The sequence below is a fragment of the Streptomyces calidiresistens genome (genome assembly GCF_014141525.1).
Lineage (GTDB): Bacteria > Actinomycetota > Actinomycetes > Streptomycetales > Streptomycetaceae > Streptomyces > Streptomyces calidiresistens.
The window spans coordinates 1-16,052 of the sequence record NZ_VKHS01000035.1 but is presented as its reverse complement, the minus strand read 5'-3'; the positions used below and the strand labels follow the sequence as shown (position 1 = coordinate 16,052).

General features: G+C 74.0%; 11 protein-coding genes. 5 read left to right on the top strand and 6 right to left on the bottom strand.

Annotated elements, in window-relative coordinates:
- Nucleotides 1–122 precede the first annotated feature (122 nt).
- Complete coding sequence (locus FOE67_RS03445) at nucleotides 123–2,399, bottom strand: MMPL family transporter (protein WP_182660253.1); 2,277 nt, start codon at nucleotides 2,397–2,399, stop codon at nucleotides 123–125.
- A 475-nt stretch (nucleotides 2,400–2,874) separates the two neighbouring features.
- Here FOE67_RS03445 and leuA point away from each other — a divergent pair, with 475 nt between their 5' ends.
- Nucleotides 2,875–4,737 (top strand): 2-isopropylmalate synthase, encoded by a 1,863-nt coding sequence (gene leuA / locus FOE67_RS03440; protein WP_182660252.1) that lies wholly within the window; start codon nucleotides 2,875–2,877, stop codon nucleotides 4,735–4,737.
- Nucleotides 4,738–5,060: 323 nt separating this feature from the next.
- Complete coding sequence (locus FOE67_RS03435; RefSeq protein WP_182660251.1) at nucleotides 5,061–5,735, top strand: zinc ribbon domain-containing protein; 675 nt, start codon at nucleotides 5,061–5,063, stop codon at nucleotides 5,733–5,735.
- A gap of 103 nt (nucleotides 5,736–5,838) precedes the next feature.
- Here FOE67_RS03435 and FOE67_RS03430 read toward each other — a convergent pair whose 3' ends face one another.
- The gene (locus FOE67_RS03430; RefSeq protein ID WP_182660250.1) at nucleotides 5,839–7,290 is read right to left on the bottom strand and encodes a family 4 glycosyl hydrolase; all 1,452 of its coding nucleotides are present in this window, start codon (nucleotides 7,288–7,290) and stop codon (nucleotides 5,839–5,841) included.
- Between the two features lie 154 nt (nucleotides 7,291–7,444).
- Between FOE67_RS03430 and glyA the strand changes: the two genes are divergently transcribed.
- From glyA to FOE67_RS03415, 3 genes are all read left to right on the top strand, one after another.
- Nucleotides 7,445–8,755: a serine hydroxymethyltransferase gene (glyA, locus tag FOE67_RS03425; protein ID WP_182660249.1), complete on the top strand. Its 1,311-nt coding sequence runs from the start codon at nucleotides 7,445–7,447 to the stop codon at nucleotides 8,753–8,755.
- A gap of 146 nt (nucleotides 8,756–8,901) precedes the next feature.
- Nucleotides 8,902–10,284, top strand: a complete 1,383-nt coding sequence (locus FOE67_RS03420; RefSeq protein WP_182660248.1) for an L-serine ammonia-lyase — start codon at nucleotides 8,902–8,904, stop codon at nucleotides 10,282–10,284.
- A 376-nt stretch (nucleotides 10,285–10,660) separates the two neighbouring features.
- On the top strand, nucleotides 10,661–11,290 hold the full coding sequence (locus FOE67_RS03415; RefSeq protein WP_228473499.1) for a hypothetical protein: 630 nt from the start codon (nucleotides 10,661–10,663) through the stop codon (nucleotides 11,288–11,290).
- A 22-nt stretch (nucleotides 11,291–11,312) separates the two neighbouring features.
- Here the strand turns inward: FOE67_RS03415 and uppS are convergent, their stop codons facing one another.
- The 4 genes from uppS to FOE67_RS03395 form a co-directional block, all read right to left on the bottom strand.
- Nucleotides 11,313–12,914: a polyprenyl diphosphate synthase gene (gene uppS, locus FOE67_RS03410; RefSeq protein WP_182660246.1), complete on the bottom strand. Its 1,602-nt coding sequence runs from the start codon at nucleotides 12,912–12,914 to the stop codon at nucleotides 11,313–11,315.
- A gap of 502 nt (nucleotides 12,915–13,416) precedes the next feature.
- Nucleotides 13,417–13,965: a DUF421 domain-containing protein gene (locus tag FOE67_RS03405; RefSeq protein WP_182660245.1), complete on the bottom strand. Its 549-nt coding sequence runs from the start codon at nucleotides 13,963–13,965 to the stop codon at nucleotides 13,417–13,419.
- A 94-nt stretch (nucleotides 13,966–14,059) separates the two neighbouring features.
- Nucleotides 14,060–15,331: an alcohol dehydrogenase catalytic domain-containing protein gene (locus FOE67_RS03400; RefSeq protein WP_182660244.1), complete on the bottom strand. Its 1,272-nt coding sequence runs from the start codon at nucleotides 15,329–15,331 to the stop codon at nucleotides 14,060–14,062.
- A gap of 155 nt (nucleotides 15,332–15,486) precedes the next feature.
- On the bottom strand, nucleotides 15,487–16,052 hold a 566-nt coding region (locus FOE67_RS03395; protein WP_182660243.1), incomplete at its 5' end, for a class F sortase.

Here is a 16,052-nt window from a genome sequence, read left to right as displayed (position 1 = left end):
GGGGTCCGACCCGGCGGCGGGGGTTTCGGTGCTCACCCCTCTCATCCTGCACCCCCGGGGCCCGGCGCGGCGTTCGACGGCTTCCCGGAGCCGGGCCGGCGCCGAACGCCGCGCCGGGGAGCTCACGCCCGGTCCGGCGCGCCGGCCCCGGTGCGCGGGGTGCCGGCGGTGGTCTCCGGTCCCTCCGGCGTCCCCCCGGTGGGCCCGTGGCCCCCCTCGGGTGCGGGGGCCGCGGGGGGACGACGCCACAGCGGACCGGGCCACCACATCCGTTCCCGCAGCAGCCACGCCGCCGAGGTGACGAGATAGGTGCGGACCACGAAGGTGTCCAGCAGCACGCCGACCGCGACGACGAAGCCCAACTCGACCATGACCACCAGCGGCAGCGTCATCAGCACGGAGAAGGTCGCCGCCAGGACGATGCCCGCGGAGGCGATGACCCCGCCGGTGGCGCGCAGCGCGGTGAGCGCCGCGGTCCGGGTGTCGGCCCCGGCGAGGGCCTCCTCCCGCATCCGGTGCATCAGGAAGATGCCGTAGTCCACGCCCAGGGCGACGCCGAAGACGAAGGTCAGCAGGGGGATCCAGCCGTCCATGCCGTCGAACCCGAACACCGGTCCGAAGAACAACCCGCCCAGTCCGAGGGCGGACCCCCAGGAGAGGACCACCCCGGCGAGGAGGACCAGCGGGGCGACGACGGAGCGCAGCAGGGCGATGAGGATGACCAGGACGGCCAGGAGCACCAGGGGGATGACGATGACGCGGTCCCGGGCATTGGTGTCGTCCAGGTCCACCGCCTGGGCGGTGGGGCCGCCGACCAGGGCGGCCGGTTCGCCGCCGGCGTCGTCCGCGAGGTCCTCGCGCAGGGCCCGGACGGTGTCGCGCTCCTCCGCGCTCTCCGGCGCACCGGTCGCGAAGACGTTGATCTCGGTCCATCCGGCGCCCGAGCGTCCCGGCTCGGCGGAGTCCACCCCATCGGTCGCGGAGACCGTCCCCAGGACCCCCTCGGCGGTGTCCTCGGGGGCCAGGACGGTGATCGGACGGGTACTGCGCTCCGGGAAGGCCTCCCCCAGGGTCTCGGCGGCGACGGTGGACTCGGGGGGCGTGGTGAAGAAGTCGGCGTCCCGCAGCGGACCGGGCAGGTTGAGGGTGCCCAACGCCAGGGCGCCGAGCGCGACGACCCCGGTGACCAGGATCGCCACCGGCCGGTGGGAGACGGAGGCGCCGAGTCGGGCGAAGAGGCCCCGGTCCCCCCGGGGCGCCGTGCCGGGCGCGGGGATCATGGGCCAGAACACCTTCCGGCCGGTCACCAGGAGCAGCGCGGGCAGCAGGGTGATCATGGCGAGCAGCGCGCACAGGATGCCGGCGGTGCCCACCGGCCCCAGGCCGCTGCTGCTGTTGAGGTCGGCGGCGAGCAGGCACAGCAGTCCGGCGGCGACGGTGCCGGAGGAGGCCAGCAGGGCCGGCAGCACGCCGCGCAGCGCGGCGACCATGGCGTTGTGGGGGTGCGCGAACCGGCGCAGTTCGTCGCGGTAGCGGGCCACCAGCAGCAGGGCGTAGTCGGTGCCGGCGCCGAAGACGAGCACCGTCATGATCGAACTGTTCTGGGTGCTGACGGTGAGATCGAAGATCCGGACGAGGCCGTAGACCACGGCCATGGCGAGCATCGCGGCGGCGCCCACCGAGATCAGCGGCAGCAGCCACAGTGCCGGGCTGCGGTAGATGAGGATCAGCAGGAGGGTCACCACCGCCACCGTGGCGATCAGCAGGGTGGTGTCGATGGAGCCGAAGACCTCCCCGGCGTCCGCGCCGAAGGCCCCGGGGCCGCCGACCAGGACGGTCAGGCCCTCGGGGAGGTCCTCGGAGGCCGCCTCCCGGATCTCGAAGACGACCCCGTCTGCGTCGTCTGCGTTGTCGGTGCCGGCGGCGTTTTCGGTGCCGTCGGCCCCCGGGGCCGGCAGGGAGAGCGGGTGGAGCAGGACGGTGCCGTCCTCGGAGAGGATGCCCCGCGGTTCACCGGCCGCGTCCCAGCGGTCGGCGATCCCGGCCACCCGCTCCTCCGCGATCCGCCGGTCCTCCTCGGTCAGGCCGTCCTCCCGCTCGTGGACCACCAGCAGGTCGGTGGTACCGCCGCCGGGAAGGTCCTGCTGGAGCCGGGCCACCCGGGTGGACTCGGCGCTCTCCGGCAGGTACTCCACCGAGTCGTCGCTCTGCACCTCGCTCAACTGCCCGCCGAGGGGCGCGGCGACGGCGAGCAGGGCCACCCACAGCAGGATGACCGCCCACGGCAGCAGGCGTCGACGGCCGGACGGCGGAGCGTCCCCGGGGCGGTCGGGGCCGGCGGGACGACCGTGCGGGCGGGCGGTCCGCCCGGTGTCGGGGAGTGGGGATTGGGCCGCCATCGACGGGGCCTCCGGGATCTCGGGGCGGGACGGGGCCCGCCGGTGTGCGCTGCCGGGCGCCCGGTCGGGCCGGGTCCACCCGTGGTGACCAGCCTTCCCCCTCCGACCCGGCCACGCGTCGTTCCCCGGTGGGGAACGCCGGTACGGCGAGGGTGGGCCTCCCCGGTCGGGGTACTCCGTCCGGAGTACCCCGACCGGGGGCCGGAAGGGAGGAAACCGCGGAAAACCGCAGGGGAAGCGCGCACTGCCGCGAAAACCCGCGAAGCACCCCGAAACCTCACGTCTCGTATGCTGGGCGACGAGCGGCGCGCGGGTTCCCGGTCGGCTACGCTGAGCGCGATGACGCGCTACGGGATGCTCCTTCTTAGCCGCCGCGGCGAGGGTCTGTAGTCCACGGGACCGGCCCCCTCCCCGCGGAGTCCGTCCTGCCCGTCGGTCCTCGGATTCCCGTTATCCCTGGAGCACCCGGAACATCATGAGCGCCATTTCCCCCGATCCCCGGTCCCCCCGTTCGACGGACACCGACCCCGCGAACCGGCTGTACGGACCGACGCCGATCACCGCCGCCACCGTCCGGCAACGCCCCTCCGGCATGCCGATCCACCGCTACCGCCCCTTCGAGACGGTGGACCTGCCCGACCGCACCTGGCCCGGGCGGCGCATCACCGCCGCACCCCGGTGGCTGTCCACCGACCTGCGGGACGGCAACCAGGCCCTGATCGACCCCATGTCCCCCGCCCGCAAGCGGGAGATGTTCGACCTGCTGGTGCGCATGGGCTACAAGGAGATCGAGGTCGGCTTCCCCGCCTCCGGGAAGACCGACTTCGACTTCGTGCGGTCGATCATCGAGGAGGGGGCGATCCCCGACGACGTGACCATCTCGGTGCTGACCCAGGCCCGCGAGGAACTGATCGAGCGCACCGTGGAGTCGCTGGTCGGCGCCCCGAACGCCACCGTGCACCTGTACAACGCCACCGCCCCCGTCTTCCGCCGGGTGGTCTTCCGCGGCGGCCGGGACGAGGTGCGGCAGATCGCCGTGGACGGCACCCGGCTGGTGATGGAGTACGCCGAGAAGCTGCTGGACGACCGGACCGTGTTCGGCTACCAGTACAGCCCGGAGATCTTCACCGACACCGAGCCGGACTTCGCGCTGGAGGTCTGCGAGTCGGTGATGGACGTGTGGCAGCCGGAGGAGGGGCGGGAGATCATCCTCAACCTGCCCGCCACCGTCGAGCGGTCCACCCCCTCCACCCACGCCGACCGCTTCGAGTGGATGTCGCGCCACCTCTCCCGCCGGGAGTTCGTCTGCCTGTCGGCCCACCCGCACAACGACCGGGGCACGGCGGTGGCCGCCGCCGAACTGGCCGTCATGGCCGGGGCCGACCGCGTGGAGGGCTGCCTGTTCGGTCAGGGCGAGCGCACCGGCAACGTGGACCTGGTGACGCTGGGGCTGAACCTGTTCAGTCAGGGCGTGGACCCGGGCATCGACTTCTCCCGGATCGACGACATCCGCCGCACCTGGGAGTACTGCAACCGGATGCAGGTGCCGCCGCGCCACCCCTACGCCGGTGACCTGGTGTACACCTCCTTCTCCGGCTCCCACCAGGACGCCATCAAGAAGGGCTTCGAGGCGCTGGAGGAGCAGGCGGCCCGCGAGGGCGTACCCGTGGACCGGCTGGTGTGGGAGATGCCCTACCTGCCGATCGACCCCAAGGACGTGGGCCGCACCTACGAGGCGGTCATCCGGGTGAACTCGCAGTCCGGCAAGGGCGGCATCTCCTACGTGCTGAAGAACGAGCACCAGTTGGACCTGCCGCGCCGCATGCAGATCGAGTTCTCCCGGATCATCCAGGCCCGCACCGACGCCGAGGGCGGCGAGGTCACCCCGGCACAGATCTGGGACGCCTTCCGCGACGAGTACCTGCCGGTGCCCGAGCGGCCGTGGGGCCGGGTCGCGCTGCGCTCGGCCCAGACCTCCAGCAGCCACGAGGGCCGGGACGAGCTGACCGTCGAGGCCGTGGTGGACGGCGTGGACACCACCCTGGTCGGCAGCGGCAACGGTCCGATCGCGGCGTTCTTCGACGCGCTGCGCCGGGCCGGCGTCTTCGACGGCGCCCCGGAGGGTGACGCCGGCGAGGAGACCGGGACGGTCGGCGAGGTGCGCCTGCTGGACTACGTGGAGCACACCATGAGCGCGGGCGCCGGGTCCCGGGCCGCCGCCTACATCGAACTGGCCGTGGGCGACCGGATCCACTGGGGCGTCGGCATCGACGCGAACATCGTCCGGGCCTCGCTGCTGGCGGTCGCCTCCGCGGTGAACCGCGCCTTCCGCGCCTGAGGTTCCCGCCGGTCACGGGGCCGGCGCCCGACCCCGTGCGCACCTCCCGGAGGCCGAACGCCCCCGATCCACCCCTTCGGCGGATCGGGGGCGTTCGGCCTCCCGGGGGTGCCGTTCCGGCCGTTCCGGGGCCGGGACGTCCCGGCTCGCCCCGGTTCGCGGGGAGGAGAGGGCCGTCCGGACTACTGACGGCACCCGCCCGGTGTGGCTAACATCACTCTTCCCGTCGCGCTGTCGCGGCGGGGTCGTCCGCGCCCGGCCGGGGCGCCGCGCGGACGGTCGTGGGCAATGGGGCGATTGCCGGATGACGACGGAGGTACGGCGTGGTGCACTCCAGGGGTCGGGACGACCACGGCGGGAAACGCCGGCGACGGGTGCTGGGCACCCGCACCGCCTGGCGGGTGACCGGTGACGGGGAATTCTTCTGCCCCCGCTGCGGCGGGGACCGCTGCTACCAGGAACTGACCGGACGGCGCCGGTTCGCCGTCCTGGGGATACCGGTGCTGCCGCGCGGCGCCGCGGATCCGGTGGTGGCCTGCGCGGCCTGCCGGGGGCACTTCCCGCCCTCGGCGGTGACGGTGCCCACCACGATGCGGCTGGCCGGCATGCTCCGCGACGCCGTGCACGCCGTCGCGCTGGCCGTGCTCGCGGCGGGCGGCGCGGAGGACCGCGGGGCCCGCCGCACCGCGGTGGAGGTGATCCGCGAGGCCGGGTACCCGGACTGCACCGAGGAGCGGCTGCTGACCCTGCTGGCCGTGGTCTCGGCGGAGGGACCGCGCGGCGCGGACACCGAACTGGGACAGGCGCTGGATCCGCTGGCGCCGCTGCTGGCCGTGCCCGGCCGGGAGTCACTGCTGCTGCGCGGTGCCCGCATCGCGCTGGCCGACGGGCCCTACCTGGCGGCGGAGAGCACCGTGCTGGCGGGGATCGGCCGTCGGCTGGACCTCGCACCGGCGGACACGGCGCGGCTGCTGACCGCCGCCCGCACCCCCTCCTGAGTCGGCGGGCACCGGACCGCGCGACCGCCGGCCGGGCGGTCCGGCGTGCTCCCGTCGCGCGCCGCGGACCCGCGGCGAGCGGCGCCCGGCGGCGTCCCCGGCTTCACCCCCGGGTGTCGCCGGTGCGCGGCGCGTCGTGGCCGTTGCCCGCCCGGGCCCGGGCCAGCAGGCGGGCGGCCACCGCCGGCGAGTCGACCAGCGGGTGCAGGGCCATCGCCCGCAGCGCCGCCGTCTCCGAGCCGGTCAGGGCCGCCTCGATCACCGCCCGCTCCACCGCCTTGATCTGGAGCATCAGTCCCAGCTCGGCCGGTCCGGGCGCGGGGCAGGGCACCGGGTGGGCGCCCTCGGGGGACAGTTCGCAGACCGTCTCCACGATCGCGCCGGGCCCCAGCGCCGGCACGGTGTCCGCGTTGCGCGCGTTCAGCACGAGGCGGACCCGGTCGGTCCCGCGGCCCGCGGGGTGCCGGTCGCCCCCGCCGAACAGTCCGCGCAGCACGTCCAGGGCGACCCACTCGTAGCCGCCGCCCTCGGCGAGCTCCCGTTCGTCCCGGCTCCAGCCGCCGGAGGCCTCGCGGGCCTCGGCGAGGTAGGTCTCCTCGCGTTCGCGCCGGGTGCTCTCCCACAGCCGATGGGTCTCGCGGGCCGCCTCCCCGGCACCGGGCCCCTCCCCCGGGTCGGCGGGATCGGCCGGGCCGAGCGAGGCCGCCTCGGCGAAGAAGGCGGACTGCTGCCGGTCCAGGAACTCGCCCCGCGTCTCGGCCGCCTCCCAGGCCTTCTCCAGGCTCTCGCGCCGGAAGTAGTGGTAGTACAGGTACTCGTTGGGCAGCGCGCCCAGGGCCCGCAGCCATGGCCCGCCGAACAGCCGGCCCTCCTCGAAGGAGGCCAGCGCCCGGTCGTCGGCCAGCAGGTCGGGCAGCAGGTCGCGGCCCCCCACCGTCAGGGAGCGCAGCCAGCCCAGGTGGTTGAGCCCCACGTAGTCGGCGCGCACGGCCCCGGGGTCGGCGCCGGCGGCGCGCGCCGCGCGGCGGATCAGGCCGGCCGGGGAATCGCAGATGCCGATGACCCGGGGGCCGAGGACCGCCGACATCGCCTCGGTGACGATCCCCGCCGGGTTGGTGAAGTTGACCACCCGGGCGTTCGGCGCCACCTCGCGCACCAGTTCGGCGAAACGAACCGCCTCGGGCACGGTGCGCAGGGCGTAGAGGATGCCCGCCGCGCCCACCGTCTCCTGGCCCAGCACCCCCTCGGCGAGGGCCAGGCGTTCGTCCCTGGCCCGCCCGGCGGTGCCACCGGGCCGGATGGCGAACAGCACCGCGTCCGCGCCGCGCAGGGCGACGGCGGGATCGGTCTCCACCCGCACCGCCGGCCCCTCCCCCACCGCCGGACCGGCGACCGCCCGCATCCCGCGCAGCACCCGGGCGATCACCGCCGTGCGCGCGGGATCGGTGTCGTACAGGACCAGGTCGGTGACCGGAACCGATCCGGCCGCCGCCAGGAGGGCGCGGTACACCAGGGGAACGCGGAATCCCCCGCCTCCGATGATCGTCAGCCTCATGTTCCGGAAAGTACCGTAGAACGTGTCGGTGACGCGGGACGCGGAACGACCGGCGTCCGTCCCCGGCCGTCCCCGCCCCGGTCCGCCGGGGAGGGGCGGCCCCGGCGGCGACCGGCCCGCAGACCGTCCCCGGACCGAAGGACCCCAGACCGTCATGACCTCCCAGTCGCCCCAGTCCGCGCCGAGCCCCTCCTCGCCCCCCTCGCTGCTGAACGGCTCCCTGCACGAGGTGGACCCGGACGTCGCCGCCGCCGTCGACGCCGAGCTGCGCCGCCAGCAGTCCACCCTGGAGATGATCGCCTCGGAGAACTTCGCCCCGGTGGCCGCGCTGCAGGCCCAGGGCTCGGTGCTCACCAACAAGTACGCCGAGGGCTATCCGGGCCGCCGCTACTACGGCGGCTGCGAGCACGTGGACGTCATCGAGTCCCTCGCCCGCGACCGGGTGAAGGAGCTGTTCGGGGCCGAGGCCGCGAACGTGCAGCCGCACTCCGGCGCCTCCGCCAACGCCGCCGCGATGTTCGCCCTGCTCCAGCCGGGCGACACGATCCTGGGCCTGGACCTCGCCCACGGCGGGCACCTCACCCACGGCATGCGGATCAACTTCTCCGGCAAGCTCTACAACGTCGTCGCCTACCACGTGGACGCGGAGACCGGCCGCGTGGACATGGCCGAGGTCGAGCGGCTGGCCGCCGAACACCGGCCGAAGCTGATCATCGCCGGCTGGTCGGCGTACCCGCGGCAGCTGGACTTCGCGGAGTTCCGCCGGATCGCCGACGCCAACGGCTCGCTGCTGATGGTGGACATGGCGCACTTCGCCGGTCTGGTCGCCGCCGGGCTGCACCCCAACCCGGTGCCGTTCGCCGACGTGGTGACCACCACGACCCACAAGACCCTCGGCGGCCCGCGCGGCGGCGTCATCCTCTCCCGCTCCGAGCACGCCAAGAAGATCAACTCCGCGGTCTTCCCCGGTCAGCAGGGCGGCCCGCTGGAGCACGTGATCGCCGCCAAGGCGGTGGCGTTCAAAATCGCCGCGACCGAGGAGTTCCGGGACCGGCAGCGCCGTACCCTGGAGGGCGCGAAGCTCCTCGCCGAGCGCCTGCTCGCCGAGGACGTCACCGGCGCCGGCGTCTCCGTGCTGTCCGGCGGCACCGATGTGCACCTGGTCCTGGTGGACCTGCGGAACTCGGAGCTGGACGGGCAGCAGGCCGAGGACCGGCTGCACGGCATCGGCATCACCGTCAACCGCAACGCGGTGCCGAACGACCCGCGCCCGCCGATGGTCACCTCCGGCCTGCGGATCGGCACCCCGGCCCTGGCCACCCGCGGCTTCGGCGCCGAGGACTTCCGCGAGGTCGCCGACGTGATCGCGGAGGCCCTCAAGCCGGGCTTCGACACCGAGTCGCTCAAGGCCCGGGTCGCCGCCCTGGCCGACAAGCACCCGCTGTACCCGGACCTGACCGTCTGATCCGCCCGTCGGCCCGGTGAGGGGGCGGGCGGGGCGGCGATCCCGCCGCGTCCCGTCCCCTCACCGGGCGTCGGATCCCGGAGCCCCCGGCATCCGCCCCCGACCCCACCGCTCACCACCCACGAGCAGACAAGGGAGTCCGCCCCGTGGCACTCTCCGCCTTCGACCTCTTCTCCATCGGCATCGGCCCCTCCAGCTCGCACACGGTCGGTCCGATGCGCGCGGCCCGGATGTTCGCCCGCAGGCTGCGCCGCGAGGGACTGCTCGACGAGACCGCCGGGGTGCGCGCGGAGCTGTTCGGCTCGCTCGGTGCCACCGGCCACGGCCACGGCACGCCGAAGGCGGTGCTGCTCGGCCTGGAGGGGCACGCCCCCGACACCGTGGACGTCGAACGCGCCGACGCCGAGGTGGAACGCATCCGCGGCGAGAAGCGGCTGCGGCTGCTGGGCGCGGAGACCGCCGACGGCCCGGTGCTGGACTTCGACCCGGACGCGGACCTGGTGCTGCACCGGCGCCGCTCCCTGCCGTACCACGCCAACGGCATGACGCTGTGCGCCCGCGACGCCGACGGCGAGCCGGTGCTGGAGAAGACGTACTACTCGGTGGGCGGCGGCTTCGTCGTCGACGGGGACGCGGTCGGCGAGAAGCGGATCAAGCCCGACGACACCGAGCTGCGCCACCCCTTCCGCACCGGGGACGAGCTGCTGCGCCTGACCCGGGAGACCGGCCTGTCGGTCTCGGCGCTGATGCTGGAGAACGAGACCGCCTGGCGGCCCGAGGCCGAGGTCCGCGACGGCCTGCTGCGCATCTGGGAGGTCATGCGCGAGTGCGTGGCGCGCGGGCTGAGCCGGGAGGGCATCCTGCCCGGGGGACTGAAGGTGCGCCGGCGGGCCGCGCACTCCGCCCGCCAACTGCGGATCGAGGGCGACCGCGCGCAGCACGCCATGGAGTGGACCACCCTGTGGGCGATGGCGGTCAACGAGGAGAACGCCGCCGGCGGCCGGGTCGTCACCGCCCCCACCAACGGCGCGGCCGGCATCATCCCGGCCGTCCTGCACCACTACACCGAGTTCGTGCCCGGCGCGGACGAGGACGGCGTGGTCCGCTTCCTGCTGACGGCGAGCGCGATCGGGCTGCTGTTCAAGGAGAACGCCTCCATCTCCGGCGCCGAGGTCGGCTGCCAGGGCGAGGTGGGCTCGGCCTGCTCGATGGCGGCCGGCGGACTGGCCGAGGTGCTGGGCGGCAGCCCCGAGCAGGTGGAGAACGCCGCCGAGATCGGCATCGAGCACAACCTGGGCCTGACCTGCGACCCGGTCGGCGGACTGGTGCAGATCCCCTGCATCGAGCGCAACGGCATGGCCGCCGTCAAGGCGGTCACCGCCGCCCGGATGGCACTGCGCGGCGACGGCCGGCACCACGTCTCCCTCGACAAGGCGATCAAGACCATGAAGGAGACCGGCGCCGATATGAAGGTCAAGTACAAGGAGACGGCGCGCGGCGGTCTGGCCGTCAACGTCATCGAGTGCTGAGGGGACCGCTCCGACCCGCGGGCCCCGTCCTTTCGGGACTGCCGGGCCCCTTCCGGTCCACATGACCGAGACCCCCGGGAAACCCCGGGGGCGGTCGTGCGGCGTGCCCGTCCGCCCACCGCGGGCTGCCGCCGGGTGCCACCGGTCTTTTCGGCAGCGCCGGGGCACCGCCACGGCCGGCTCGGCCGGCGCCCCGGCGTCCGCGGCTCGTCGTCACCCGGGAGCCGGGGGCGGATCCGTGGAGTTTGTCCCCCATTCGGGTGGTTTAGCGTATTGCCCGTTCCGGGACGCCCGAGGGACCGGATGATTTTTTCCGGGGTCGTGTCCGGCGGCCCGGGGAAGGATGGTGCACTCGGCGATGAGCACGACACGACGAATGGTTCTGGGAACGGCCGCGGCCGTTCCGTTGCTGTCCCAATTCACGGTGACGACGCCCGCCGCCGCCGCGGACCACACGTGGGGCACGGTTTCCGACGGCTGGATCGAGGTTCGCTGGACTCCCCGGGTCGGGGAGCAGCTGGACCGGTTCGAGGCGGTGGTCGAGGCCGTGGCTCCGGCCCGGTTGGTGAGCGACGCGCACGGTACGGCGGTGCGGTTTCCCCTGCGGTCGGGCTCGGGCGATCCCTCGCTCGCCGATCTTCGGAAGGCGACGTTCGGTGGGAGCGTGGCCGGGGGGCTCGCGGTGCGCACGAGGCAGGGCTCGTTCCGGGTGGAGAGCCTGGAGAGCGTTCTGCGGGACGGGGTGACGTCCGGCACATGGGTGGTCAACGGCACCGACATGGGGCACCGGTCGGTGTTCCGGTGCAATCCGGCCGAGGGGCGGCTCATCACGGAAGGCGTACCGCCGGGCCGGCCGATGAGAGTACGGATCCAGGAGGTGCCGATGCGTCCCACCGCCGAGCTGCTGGAGGGGTTCGCCGCCACCTTCGGTGCGCCCGCCTTCACCGCCGACACGGTGGTGGCGCACGTCACCGCCGAGGCCCTCTACACCCCGCCGAGGGGATGAGTCGCGAGCCGGCCCGGCTCCCTCAGCCGGTCCGGGCCGGCTCCCCGGGCCGGGCGGGGCCGGGCAGGCCGCCGCCGAACCGGCGCTCCCGACCGCCGTAGTCCAGGATGGCCTGCCGCAGCCGGGCCAGGTCGAAGTCGGGCCACAGGGTGGGGTCGAAGACCAGCTCGGCGTAGGCCAGTTGCCAGGGCAGGAAGTTGCTGAGCCGTTGCTCTGCGGCGGTGCGGATCAGCAGGTCCACGTCGGGCAGGCCGGGCGCGTACAGGCTTCCGGCGAGGTCCTCGGGGCCGATGTCCCCGGGGCGGATCGTCCCCGCCGCCGCCCGCGCGGCCAGCGAGCGGGCGGCGGTGACCATCTCGTCCCGACCGCCGTAGTCGATGCAGAGGGTCAACGTCAGCTCGGCGTTGTTCGACGTCATGTTCTCCAGCAGCGCCAGTCGGGAGGCGAGAGAGGGGTCGATCCGGTCGCGACGCCCGCACCAGCGCACCCGGACACCGAGCTCGTGCAACCGCTCGACACCCTGGTCGATCGCCTCGGCCAGGGCATCGAACAGGTCTTGCACCTCCCGCGAGGAGCGATCCCAGTTCTCGGTGGAGAACATGTAGAGACTCAGGTGCCGGATGCCCAGCCGCAGGGCGGAGTTGACCAGCCGCATCGCCGCCCGCCATCCCGCGCGATGGCCCTGTGCGACCGACATGCCCCGTCGCGCGGCCCACCGCCGGTTGCCGTCCATGATCACCGCCACGTGTCCCGGCAGGGGCCCGGCCGCCGGCCGGGCCGGACGGCGCCGGGCACGCCCCGTCAACGACAGCGGTTCGACCCCCTCCGCCAGCACCCGGGAACGCAGCAGCGTGACCTCGTCGAAATGCGTCTGGGCGCCGAGGATGAGGGCGGCGGGGAACGCCTCGTACCCGGGACCCACCATCGCGGTCACCGGCAACGCCTGTTCCAGCAGATCCCGCCAGCGGGTGAGCTGGATGTCGACCAGCTCGTCCAGCGCCTCCCGAGGCTCACCGCGCCGCAGATCGGCGATCTCCAGGCCCAGCCGGCGCAGATCCTCGCGGGGCAGGTAACAGCGGCCGGCGGCGAGATCTCTCGGCAGGTCCTCGAAGATGTCCACCAGTTGGCCCACCTCGCCCAGCAACGAGGCCGACCGGAACGCCTCCGGCCCCCGCGGGTCCAACAGGGGGATCCACATCCTGGCCCACATTCCCGTGACACCCCGCAGATAGTGCCGCTGGTCCTCGAAGGTCTCGAACACGGGCGGGGAGGCACAGTCGGCCTCGAACGTGGCGAGGAGTTCCTCGATCACCGCACGGTCCAGATCCCAGCGCAGCGCCGTGTCCACGAAGGCCCGACGCAGCGGGTGCGTGCTGCGGCCCGAGCGCAGATCCTCCAGCGTCTCGGAGCGCCACCGGGCGATCCTCCGTACGCGATCCGCCGGCGCCCCCTCATCGGCGATGCGGTCGGTCCACGTCGTGAAGCCGGTGATGGCGTGCATGTGGGGCCGGATCGCCGCGGGCAGGGTCCCCTCCGCCACCGTCCACATCCCGGCCAGGAACTGCCGGGTCTCGGCCGCACACAGCTCATAGGATTCACGCAGCTCGGACGAACCGCTCGACATCCCGTCACTCTCCACCACTTCGCCCCTCACCCCTCGCCGTCGCCCACCCCGGCGGCCCGGAGCCTCCACCGCCCCCGGCGGGACACCGGCCGACCGGTACCACTGCTCTCCGCCAACATCCCGCCCGACCGACCACGATCAAGGCGGAATGAGGTCAAACCCCCCGTACGGGGTAAGAATTGCCGCTCGGCGTACAACGCCACGCGCGTTCACGGGCAGGAACGAGAAGCGGCGAGACCCCTATGAGACGCTCCCTCACCCCGCCGCCGCGCCGGGAGGACGACGCACCGGAACGGACCCCGGAGAACGGCCGGCGTGGGATTCGCGCGGAGCGGACGGCATCTCGCGGTGAGCCGTGCCGAGGAGGCGCTGCCGGCGCTCGGGGCGGATGCCGCGTTCCCCCCGCGTGCCGATTCCCGGAGCCATGGGTAGCCGACCGGACGGGGACACCGGCGTTCGGCCGGAGCGGGACCGGAACGGGAGGAGGGCCGGCCCCGGTGGGTCAGGGCGCCCGCGGGTCGTCGCCGGTCGTCGGGGTGGAATCGGCGCCGCGCACGGGGGCGAAGGAGGTGCCGGCGCCGGCCGAGGAGCGGGGGATCACGCTGAAGGTGCCGTCGGTCTCCAGGACCACCGCCGCCACGTCCTCCACGGCCCCGATGCCCTGGCTGCGGATCGCCTGGCGCACCTCGTCGCTGGGCACCCGGTGGCGCTCCATGGCGTCGGTGAGGAAGCGGCCGTCGCGCAGCAACAGCGCGGGCTCGGACTTGAGCAGTCGCCGGACGCGGCGGGAACGCACGGACGCCAGGGCGCTGACGAACTGCAGGAGGATCAGCATCGCCAGGGCGAGGACACCCTCGCTCAGCGAGACGTCCCGGTTGAGCAGGATGGTGGCGAGGGTCGAGCCCAGGGCCACGGTGACCACCAGGTCGAAGGCGTTCATCTTGGCCAGGGTGCGCTTGCCGGAGAGCCGCAGCAGGGCGATGAGGGCGGGATAGGCCACCAGGGCCACCACCGTCACCCGCAACAGATCCGTCCACGAGTCGAAGAACATGCGGGGCGGGTACCCGCCTCCCGCCCGGACAGCCGAACGGCCCCGGACCGGGGAGCCGGTGCCGGGGCCGCGGGGCGTCGGGACAGGGGACGGGTCAGCGACGGCTGCCCGCGGTGGTGGCGGCTCCGGTGGAGGTGCCGCCGCTCCCCCGGTCGTCGCTCTCGCCCAGGACCACCTTGGTCCAGCCCTCCTCGCGCCGGTCGAAGGTGCGGTACGCCTCCATGACGTCGCGCATCCCCTCCCAGCGGGTGATCAGCGGGGTGGGGTCGAGGGTGCCGCCGGCGACCATGGACACCAGTTGCGGGATGTAGTGACGGTGGTGGCAGTTGCCCATCTTCAGCGTGAGGTTCTTCATGAACGCCTCGCCGAAGGGGTACTGCTCGACCTGCGGCGGGTAGACGCCGATGATGCCGATGGTCCCGGCCTTGGCGACCATCTGCACGGCCCAGCGGGAGGCCAGCGAGGGGGCGTTGCCGGGCACCCAGGTGTCGCCGTCGGGGTGCTGTTCGGGGGCGATCTCGTCGCGTTCGCGGTCGAACTCCTCGACCTTGTCCGCCAGCGCCTCGGCGGCGGGGCCGCGGGCGGGGCGCTCGGCGTCCACACCGACGGCGTCGATGACCCGGTCCACGCCGATGCCGCCGGTCATCTCCAGGATGGCCTCGACGGGGTCCTCGGCGTTGAAGTCGACGACCTCGGCGTGCTGGTCGCGGGCGAGTTCGAGGCGGTCGTGGATGCCGTCCACGACGATGACCCGGCCGGCGCCCTGGAGGCGGGCGCAGGCGATGGCGGCCTGGCCGACGGGGCCGGCGCCGAGGATGGCGACGGTGTCCCCGGTGCGGATCTCGGCGAGTTTGGCGCCGAACCAGGCGGTGGGGTAGATGTCCGACAGCAGGATGGCCTGCGCGTCGGTGACGGTGTCCGGCAGCGGGACGGGGCCGACGTGCGCGTAGGGCACGCGGGCGTATTCGGCCTGGAGGCCGTCGAGCCCGCCGGCGGCCTCGGGACCGCCGAAGAAGACGGTGCCGGCGCGCCGGCCGCCGGGGTTGGCGTTGTCGCACTGGGCGTGGTACCCGGCGCGGCAGTAGCTGCACACCCCGCAGGCCACGGTGGAGGGGATGACGACGCGGTCGCCGGGGCGCAGGTTCCGCACGCCCCCGCCGACCTCCTCGACGACACCCACCCCCTCGTGGCCGAGGATCAGTCCCTCGCGCAGTCCGGGCATGGTGCCCCGGACGAAGTGCAGGTCGGTTCCGCAGATCGCGGAGGAGGTGATCCGCACGATCGCGTCGTGCGCGTCCCTGATCTTGGGATCGGGGGCGTCCTCCAGGCGGATGTCCCCGACTCCGTGCCACACCACGGCCTTCATGTGCCCTCCTCGTACCGTTGGGACGGTTCGGCCCTCTGTGTCCTCTGCGTCCTCATGTCTCCTCGGGAAGTCCTCCGCTTACCCGAAGGGGTGAGCGCGAAACGGCACGAACCGGCATGCTCCGGGCGATCGGCCCGGGTGGGGAGGAGATCCGCTCAGGGCACGGGGCGGGCGAGCAGGACGAGGGTCTCCTCGTACCGACCGGCCTCCGCGTCGTACCGGCCGGCGCAGGTGACCAGGGCCAGTCGGGGCGGTCCGTCGTGGGCGAAGAGCGTGCCGGGGAGGGCGTCGGCGGGGTGCCGGCGGGTGGTGGTGACGGTGTACCGGTGGGTACGGCCGTCGGCGCCCGCGACCTCGATCCGGGCCCCGGCCGGCAGTGCGGCCAGGCCGGCGAAGGGGCCGGGTCCCCCGGTGGGGGTGTCCACGTGGCCGACCAGCAGGACGGTGCCGGCGCGGTGTCCCGGGCGGGCGCCCGGGGCCCACCAGCCGACCCGGTCGGGCTCGTCGGGGACGACGATCGCCCCCGAGGGATCGGTGCCGACGGGGACGACCCCGAGGGTCGGCAGGCCGGGCACCTCCAGCCGCACCGGCGGACCGGCCCGGACGGTGGGAGGGGTGGACGCCTCCCCGAGGAGGGAGCCGAGGGAGGTCGGGGAGCCGGGCGGGCCGGCCCCCGCCCGGCCCCGGAGCGGGTCGGGGCCGAGGGGGGCCGGTACGGCGG

Bases quoted from the DNA above. Each gene is read 5' to 3' on its own strand.
- uppS (WP_182660246.1), bottom strand. From the start codon at position 12,914: ATGTCGAGCGGTTCGTCCGAGCTGCGTGAATCCTATGAGCTGTGTGCG.
- leuA (WP_182660252.1), top strand. From the start codon at position 2,875: ATGAGCGCCATTTCCCCCGATCCCCGGTCCCCCCGTTCGACGGACACC.
- FOE67_RS03400 (WP_182660244.1), bottom strand. From the start codon at position 15,331: ATGAAGGCCGTGGTGTGGCACGGAGTCGGGGACATCCGCCTGGAGGAC.
- glyA (WP_182660249.1), top strand. From the start codon at position 7,445: ATGACCTCCCAGTCGCCCCAGTCCGCGCCGAGCCCCTCCTCGCCCCCC.
- FOE67_RS03405 (WP_182660245.1), bottom strand. From the start codon at position 13,965: ATGTTCTTCGACTCGTGGACGGATCTGTTGCGGGTGACGGTGGTGGCC.
- FOE67_RS03445 (WP_182660253.1), bottom strand. From the start codon at position 2,399: ATGGCGGCCCAATCCCCACTCCCCGACACCGGGCGGACCGCCCGCCCG.
- FOE67_RS03430 (WP_182660250.1), bottom strand. From the start codon at position 7,290: ATGAGGCTGACGATCATCGGAGGCGGGGGATTCCGCGTTCCCCTGGTG.
- FOE67_RS03415 (WP_228473499.1), top strand. From the start codon at position 10,661: ATGGTTCTGGGAACGGCCGCGGCCGTTCCGTTGCTGTCCCAATTCACG.